A 7,154-nucleotide genomic window follows, 5' to 3' on the forward strand; every position below is an offset into this window, starting at 1 on the left:
GAACCACAAGTGCTGCTCGCCATCGACGTCGGCAACACCAACATCGTGCTCGGCCTGTACGACGGGGTCGGCGACTCGGCCCCGCTCGTGCGCGACTGGCGGATGCGCACCGACGCCAGGATGACCGCCGACGAGCTCGCGCTGACCATGCGCGGCCTGCTCGGCGAGTACGCCGACAAGATCACCGGCATCTCCGCGCTGTCCACCGTGCCCGCGGTGCTGCGCGAGCTGCGGGTGATGCTCGGCCGCTACTACGACGCCGTGCCGAAGGTGCTGGTCGAGCCGGGCGTGAAGACCGGTGTGCCGCTGCTCGTCGACAACCCGAAGGAGGTGGGCTCCGACCGCGTGATCAACACGCTGGCGGCGCACCACCTCTACTCGACCTCGTGCGTCGTGGTCGACTTCGGCACGTCCACGAACCTCGACGTGATCTCGTCGCGCGGCGAGTTCCTCGGCGGGGCGCTGGCTCCCGGCATCGAGATCTCGGTCGACGCGCTGGCCGCCCGCGCCGCGCAGCTGCGCAAGGTCGAGCTGATCAAGCCGCGCAACGTGATCGGCAAGAACACCGTGGAGTGCCTGCAGTCCGGCATCGTCTACGGGTTCGTCGGCCAGGTGGACGGGCTGGTGCGCAAGATCACCGAGGAGCTCCAGCAGACCGACCCCGGTCCCGTGACGGTGATCGCCACGGGCGGGCTCGCCCCGCTGGTCGTCTCCGAGTCCTCGACGATCGCGCACCACGTGCCCGACCTGACCCTGCTGGGGTTGCGCCTGGTCTTCGAGCGCAACATGCCGGCGGCTACTCGCTGACGCGCACCATCCGGAACACCTCGGCCACCAGCGGGACGTCGACCGGCCCGTTCGACGTCTCCTGGCGGTCGCGCAGGAACGCCAGCATCTTGTCGGTGATCGCCGCTCGTTCCTCGTCGTCGATGACGAGCAGGCGCGAGTGGGTGTTGATCCAGGCCGCGATCGCCTCCGGCGAGTCGCGGTGGTGCGCGTGCGGGAACGTCGCGCGTTCCTCCGGCGTGAACGACGGGTGCCGCAGGACGTCGACCGGGTCGTGCCGCTGCGACTCGACGCTGCTCAGCGACACCTGCTCGAGCTCGGTCAGCCACTCGCAGGCCGGGTCCGGCTCGAGCCACATGGCCGCCAGGACACCGCCCGGCTTGAGCACGCGCGCGATCTCCGGCAGGGCCTTCTCCTGGTCGAACCAGTGGAACGCGGTGCCGACGAAGACGGCGTCGATGGTGTTGTCGGGAACGGGGATGTGCTCCGCGTGGCCGGGCAGCGCGCGCACGCCGTGGGCGCGACGCACCAGTTCGGAGAGCATCTGCTCGTTCGGCTCCACGGCGGTGACGCGGTGTCCCTCCGCGCACAGCACCGCGGTCAGCTTGCCGGTGCCGGCGGCCAGGTCGAGCACGTCCAGCGGCTCGGTCGTGCCCAGTGGCTCCAGCGCCCACCGGATCGCCGCCACGGGATAGTCAGGCCGGTGTTCGGCGTAGGCCTCGGCCTGCGCGCCGAACGAGTCCGCTCGCCTCGCGTGTAGATCCATCCGTCCAACTTAGGGCGTCGCGAATCCGCCGGGGTATCCGGTTCGCCTGGCCTCCGAGCACTTCCGTACCCTTCTCGGCGTGAGTGAGCAGCCGAAGCAAAGCCCTGTGACCAGCGAAGAAGACCTGCCAGAGCAGATGCGCGTGCGCCGGGAAAAGCGTGCGCGGCTGCTCGCTTCCGGTAAGGAGCCCTATCCCGTCGAGGTCGCGCGCACGCACACGTTGCGCGAGATCCGCGAAGCGCACCCCGAGCTCGAGCCCGACACGCAGACCGGCCAGGTCGTGGGCGTGACCGGCCGGGTCATGTTCCTGCGCAACACCGGAAAGCTGTGCTTCGCGACGTTGCGCGAAGGCGACGGCACGGAACTCCAGGCGATGCTGAGCCTCGCCGGTGTGGGTGAAGAAGCGCTTTCCGAGTGGAAGACCGACGTCGACCTCGGTGACCACGTTTTCGTGCACGGCGAGGTCATCAGCTCGCGCCGCGGAGAACTTTCCGTGATGGCCGACGGATGGCAGCTGACGTCGAAGTCGCTGCGCCCGTTGCCGGTCGCGCACAAGGAACTCGGCGAGGAAACCCGCATTCGCCAGCGATACGTCGACCTGATCCTGCGGCCGACCGCCCGCGACACTGTTCGGACCCGTGCGAACGTCGTTCGTTCTCTGCGCGACTCGTTCCACCGGCGTGGATTCCTCGAAGTCGAGACGCCGATGTTGCAGACGTTGCAGGGAGGTGCGAGCGCGCGTCCGTTCATCACGCACTCGAACGCGCTCGACATCGACCTGTTCCTGCGCATCGCGCCGGAGCTGTACTTGAAGCGCTGCGTCGTCGGCGGCATCGAGAAGGTCTTCGAGATCAACCGCAACTTCCGCAACGAAGGCGTGGACTCGTCGCATTCGCCCGAGTTTTCGATGCTGGAGTACTACGAGGCCTACGCCACGTACGACTCGAACGCGGTACTCACGCGTGAGCTCATCCAGGAAGCCGCGGAAGCGGTGACGGGTTCTCAGATCGTCACCCTGGCGGACGGCAGCGAGTACGACCTGTCCGGTGAATGGACGACGCTCAGCATCTACGAGTCGTTGTCCGGAGCGGTCGGTGAGGAAATCACCCCCGAGACGCCGGCCGAGGTCCTGCGCAAGCTTTGTGACCGACACGAACTCGAGGTGAACCCCAAGTTCGGGCACGGCAAGCTGGTCGAGGAGCTGTGGGAGCACCTGGTGTGCGACACGCTGTACGCGCCGACCTTCGTGCGTGACTACCCGGTCGAGACGTCCCCGCTGACCAGGCAACACCGCACCAAGCCGGGAGTCGCCGAAAAGTGGGATCTCTACGTCCGCGGATTCGAACTGGGAACGGGTTACTCCGAACTGGTCGACCCCGTGATCGAACGGGAACGGCTGGAAGCGCAGGCCCGTCTTGCCGCCGCCGGTGACCACGAGGCGATGCCGATCGACGAAGACTTTCTGCGATCACTGGAGTACGGAATGCCACCGAGTGGTGGCGTCGGAATGGGTATCGATCGCCTCCTGATGGCCCTCACGGGCCTGGGTATCAGGGAGACCATCTTGTTCCCGCTCGTTCGCCCTGAATGAGTAACTTTCCGGATGTCGATAGGTGCAATGCGGCATCCGTGCGCTAACCTGCCGGACAGAAGGCTTTAGTTGGCGACGCGGGTGACCGCGCATTCGGGGTCCTGGAGGATACGCATGGCTCAGAAGGTCACGGTGACCCTCGTCGACGATCTGGACGGTTCCACCGCCGAGGAGACCGTCGAGTTCGGACTGGACGGTGTCGCCTACACGATCGACCTTTCCTCGGAGAATGCGGGCAAACTTCGCGACGCGTTGGCCGACTTCGTGGGAAGTGCACGTCGTGGGGGTGGCCGCAAGCGCCTCGGTCCCGGTCGTCCGGCCAGTGGTGTGAAGGCGCGTCCGGCTTCTGCCGACCGCGAGCAGAACCAGGCCATTCGCGAGTGGGCGCGCAAGCAGGGCAGGCAGGTGTCCGACCGGGGTCGCATCCCGGCCGAGGTGCTCGACGCCTACCACCAGCAGGGCTGAAATTCGCTGAATCACGAAGGGGTTCCGGGGAAGATTCCCCGGAACCCCTTCGTGTTATTTGAGTGACTGCGCAACCACAACTGGCCGGACCGAGTCGGTCCAAACGATTTCGGTGGCGGGTTCGAACATTGTGCACCGATCTTCCCGGCGCGTTGTTGTGATCAGGACCGCGCGGCTGCCCGTCGGACACCCGAGGCGCTTCGGTTAGGCTTACCTGACTTCGTCGCAGCTAGGAGGGTGGGCCTTGGCTCGTAGGTCGTTCGGCCTGCTCTTCCTGCTGGCCGTGCTGGTCGTCGTGGCGCTCGCGAGCATCGCGATCGGCTCCAAGGAGATCGCGCTGTCCGGGGTCTGGCACGGCCTCTTCACGCCGACCGGGGCCGAGGACGACGTGGTGATCCGCGAGCTCCGGATCCCGCGGACGTTGATCGGCATCGTGGTGGGCATCGCGCTGGGCGTCGGCGGCGCCCTCATGCAGGGCCACACGCGCAACCCGCTCGCGGATCCGGGCATCCTCGGCGTCACGCACGGCGCGGCGCTCGCGGTCGTTCTCTCGATCTTCCTGCTCGGCGTGAACTCGCTGGTCGGCTACATCTGGTTCGCCTTCGCCGGCGCGATGATCGCGAGCGTCGTGGTGTTCCTGCTCGGGTCGGCGGGGCGTGGCGGACCGTCGCCGGTGACGCTCGCGCTGGCCGGTGCCGCGGTCTCCGCGCTGATGAACGGCCTGGTGTCCGCCATCGTGCTGCTCGACCAGCAGTCGCTCGACGCGTTCCGGTTCTGGCAGGTCGGCGGCATCGGCGGCCGCGACCTCACCGTGCTGTGGCAGGTGCTGCCGTTCCTCCTCGTCGGCCTGGTCGTGGCGGCGTTCAACGCGCCGGGCCTCAACGCGCTGTCGCTGGGCGAGGACGTGGCCAAGTCGTTGGGCGTGCGGGTCGGGACGACCCGGTCGTTGGGCATCTTCGCCATCACGCTGCTGGTGGGCGGCGCCGTCGCGGCGTGTGGGCCCATCGGGTTCATCGGACTGGTGGTGCCGCACGTCGCGAGGGCGTTCACCGGCCCCGACTACCGCTGGCTGCTGCCGTTCTCGGCGCTGGTCGGCGCGATCCTGCTGCTGTTCGCGGACATCGTCGGCCGCGTGGTCGCCCGCCCGTCGGAAGTGGAGGTCGGCGTGATGCTGGCGCTGATCGGCGCGCCGTTCTTCATCTACCTGGTGCGCCGCAAGAAGCTGGTGAAGATTTGACCGCGCCCGAGGCAGTCCGCCGGCCGGCCCTGAGGGTGGGGGCCGCGTCGTTCCGCCTGCGCCCGCGGCCGTTGCTGGTCATCGCCATCGCCCTGGTGGCGCTGGCCGCGGTGTTCGTCGTCGACATCATGATCGGCGACTTCCCGCTGACCGCCGCGCAGGTGGTCGACACGCTCTTCGGCGGCGGCACGCGCCGCGACCAGTTCGTGGTGATGGAGCTGCGGATGCCGCGCGCCCTCACCGGCCTGCTCGTCGGTGCCGCGCTGGGGCTGTCCGGGGCGATCTTCCAGGCGATCGTGCGCAACCCGCTGGCCTCGCCGGACATCCTCGGCGTGACCTGGGGCGCCGGCGCCGGTGCCGTCTCGGTGATCACCTTCGGCGGGTCGCTCGGGGTCGTGACCGGCTCGGCGGCGTCCATCGGCCTCCCGCTCGCCGGGCTGGCCGGAGGGCTGACCGCCGGACTCCTGGTCTACGCGCTGGCGTGGCGGCAGGGGATCGAGGGCTTCCGGATGGTGCTGGTCGGCATCGGCATCACCGCCGTGGCCGGCAACTTCACGCACTACCTGCTGACCGTCGGCGACGTGCAGGACGCCGGCCGGGCGATGGTGTGGATCACCGGCTCGTTGAACGGGCGCGGATGGGAGCACGTCGTGCCCGTCGCCCTGGCCTTGACCGTGCTGGTTCCGGTCGCACTCGTCGGCGGGCACGTGCTCGGGGCGTTGCAGTTCGACGACCAGACCTCGCGCGGGCTGGGGGTCAGGGTGAACCGCTCCCGGTCGTTCCTGATCGTGGTCGCGATCGTGCTGGCCTCCGTCGCCACGGCCGCCGCCGGGCCGATCGCCTTCGTCGCACTGGCCACGCCGCAGATCGCGTTGCGGCTCGCCGGGACCGCCCAGCCGCCGTTGTTCGGATCCGCGGTGGTCGGCGGCGTGCTGGTCATGCTGTCCGACCTGGTGGCGCGGACCGTCTACCGCACCGAGCTGCCGGTGGGCGTGGTCACGGCCGTGCTCGGGGCGCCCTATCTGATGTACCTGCTGGTTCGGAGTCGCCGGGAGGCGCGGGTATGAGTGTGCGTCTTGAGGCTTCGTCGCTGTCCGTGGGCTACGGCGAGCGGCTCGTCGTGGACACGTTGGACCTGTCCGTGGTCGGCGGGACCGTCACCGCGGTGATCGGGCCCAACGGGTGCGGGAAGTCGACCCTGCTGAAGGCACTCGGGCGGTTGCTGCCCGCTCGGTCCGGGGCGGTGCTGCTGGACGGGAAGGCGATCGACCGGCTGTCCACCCGTGAGGTCGCTCGGGTGCTGGGGATGTTGCCGCAGTCGCCTTCGGCTCCCGAGGGGCTGACCGTCGCCGATCTCGTTGCTCGGGGACGGCATCCGCATCAGGCCTGGTACCGGCAGTGGTCTGCGGAGGATGCCGCTGCTGTTGACGCCGCTCTTGCGATGACCGGGATCTCCGATCTTGCCGAGCGGACCGTCGACGAGTTGTCCGGTGGGCAGCGGCAGCGGGCGTGGATCTCGATGGCGCTGGCCCAGGGGACTGACCTGTTGCTGCTGGACGAGCCCACCACTTATCTGGATCTCGCTCATCAGATCGACGTGCTGGATCTGGTTCAGGAGCTGCATTCGTCCCTGGGGCGGACTGTGGTGATGGTGTTGCACGACCTGAACCTGGCGGCTCGGTACGCGGATCACATCGTTGCCATGCGGGGTGGGCGGGTTGTCGCCCAGGGGGCGCCTGGTGAGGTCTTGACCGAGGCGATGTTGCTGGACGTTTTCGGGTTGGATGCTCGGGTGGTTGAGGATCCTGTCGCCGGGACTCCGTTGGTGGTTCCCGTTGGGTCTCGGCATCGGGCGTCTTAGCGTTCCCCCGGCTTGCTAGAGGCCGTTCCTGTTGCGTGCTTCCACCCGGGGGCTCCGCCCCCAGACCCCCGGCAATCTGATCGGGGGCTACCGCGCCCCGAGCGGGTTGATGGCACGCCTGTTGTGTTGGGCACCCACCGCGCGGAGCTTTGCTCCGGTCGGCTCGGGCCGTTGGCCCTCGATCTTCAGGTGCTGGTTGTTGTTCTCGGGCAGGCTGTGCAGGGCTCTGCGTTCGGCAGGACGTAGTGGAAGCAGCAGCTGTTTCGCTTGCGCTTCCAGCCCTCGTCCGTGAAGTGCAGGCTCGCTGCCGCTACGAACGGCTCCAGCTTTTCCGGGAGGATCAGGGCCGCGTCGGTCACGCCGCCGTTCTCGTCGCCGCAGGCCCTGCCCGCTGCCCAGGGGCCGTATTCCAGCATGTCCGTTGCCGCTGCCCAGAGGGTGCGGCGGC

8 protein-coding genes are annotated in these 7,154 nt (G+C 68.4%); 6 read left to right on the forward strand and 2 right to left on the reverse strand.

All coding sequences use genetic code 11. From position 1 onward, the window contains the following. The first annotated feature begins 9 nt into the window (after window positions 1-9). The gene (locus VF330_RS22120) at window positions 10-807 is read left to right on the forward strand and encodes a type III pantothenate kinase (RefSeq protein WP_330853548.1); all 798 of its coding nucleotides are present in this window, start codon (window positions 10-12) and stop codon (window positions 805-807) included. On the opposite strand, the gene VF330_RS22125 is transcribed toward VF330_RS22120, so the two are convergent. Beyond that, a complete protein-coding gene (locus tag VF330_RS22125) occupies window positions 797-1,552 on the reverse strand; it encodes a class I SAM-dependent methyltransferase (RefSeq protein WP_330853549.1) in 756 nt (251 codons plus the stop codon). The two genes, VF330_RS22120 and VF330_RS22125, sit on opposite strands and share 11 nt — an antisense overlap. A 136-nt stretch (window positions 1,553-1,688) precedes the next feature. Between VF330_RS22125 and lysS the strand changes: the two genes are divergently transcribed. From lysS to VF330_RS22150, 5 genes are all read left to right on the forward strand, one after another. After that, window positions 1,689-3,143 (forward strand): lysine--tRNA ligase, encoded by a 1,455-nt coding sequence (gene lysS, locus VF330_RS22130; protein WP_330853556.1) that lies wholly within the window; start codon window positions 1,689-1,691, stop codon window positions 3,141-3,143. Between the two features lie 114 nt (window positions 3,144-3,257). Next, the gene (locus tag VF330_RS22135) at window positions 3,258-3,608 is read left to right on the forward strand and encodes an Lsr2 family protein (RefSeq protein ID WP_330853550.1); all 351 of its coding nucleotides are present in this window, start codon (window positions 3,258-3,260) and stop codon (window positions 3,606-3,608) included. 244 nt (window positions 3,609-3,852) lie between these two features. After that, entirely contained in the window at window positions 3,853-4,845 is a 993-nt protein-coding gene (locus VF330_RS22140) for an iron ABC transporter permease (RefSeq protein ID WP_330853551.1), read from the forward strand. Beyond that, window positions 4,842-5,912, forward strand: coding sequence for a FecCD family ABC transporter permease (locus VF330_RS22145; RefSeq protein WP_330853552.1), 1,071 nt, complete (start codon window positions 4,842-4,844; stop codon window positions 5,910-5,912). Before VF330_RS22140 ends, VF330_RS22145 begins: the two co-directional genes overlap by 4 nt. Continuing rightward, window positions 5,909-6,706 carry an ABC transporter ATP-binding protein gene (locus tag VF330_RS22150; RefSeq protein WP_330853553.1) on the forward strand — a complete coding sequence of 266 codons (798 nt, stop codon included), beginning with the start codon at window positions 5,909-5,911 and terminating at the stop codon, window positions 6,704-6,706. Before VF330_RS22145 ends, VF330_RS22150 begins: the two co-directional genes overlap by 4 nt. A 185-nt stretch (window positions 6,707-6,891) precedes the next feature. Here the strand turns inward: VF330_RS22150 and VF330_RS22155 are convergent. Next, a partial coding sequence (locus VF330_RS22155; protein ID WP_330853554.1) for a (2Fe-2S)-binding protein occupies window positions 6,892-7,154 on the reverse strand: 263 nt, incomplete at its 5' end.

Source organism: Lentzea sp. (genome assembly GCF_036380075.1).
Taxonomy (GTDB): domain Bacteria; phylum Actinomycetota; class Actinomycetes; order Mycobacteriales; family Pseudonocardiaceae; genus Lentzea.

What these genes read in the sequence shown, in the direction of transcription:
- VF330_RS22125 (WP_330853549.1), bottom strand. Translation starts at nt 1,552, where the DNA reads ATGGATCTACACGCGAGGCGAGCGGACTCGTTCGGCGCGCAGGCCGAG.
- VF330_RS22150 (WP_330853553.1), top strand. Translation starts at nt 5,909, where the DNA reads ATGAGTGTGCGTCTTGAGGCTTCGTCGCTGTCCGTGGGCTACGGCGAG.
- VF330_RS22135 (WP_330853550.1), top strand. Translation starts at nt 3,258, where the DNA reads ATGGCTCAGAAGGTCACGGTGACCCTCGTCGACGATCTGGACGGTTCC.
- lysS (WP_330853556.1), top strand. Translation starts at nt 1,689, where the DNA reads ATGCGCGTGCGCCGGGAAAAGCGTGCGCGGCTGCTCGCTTCCGGTAAG.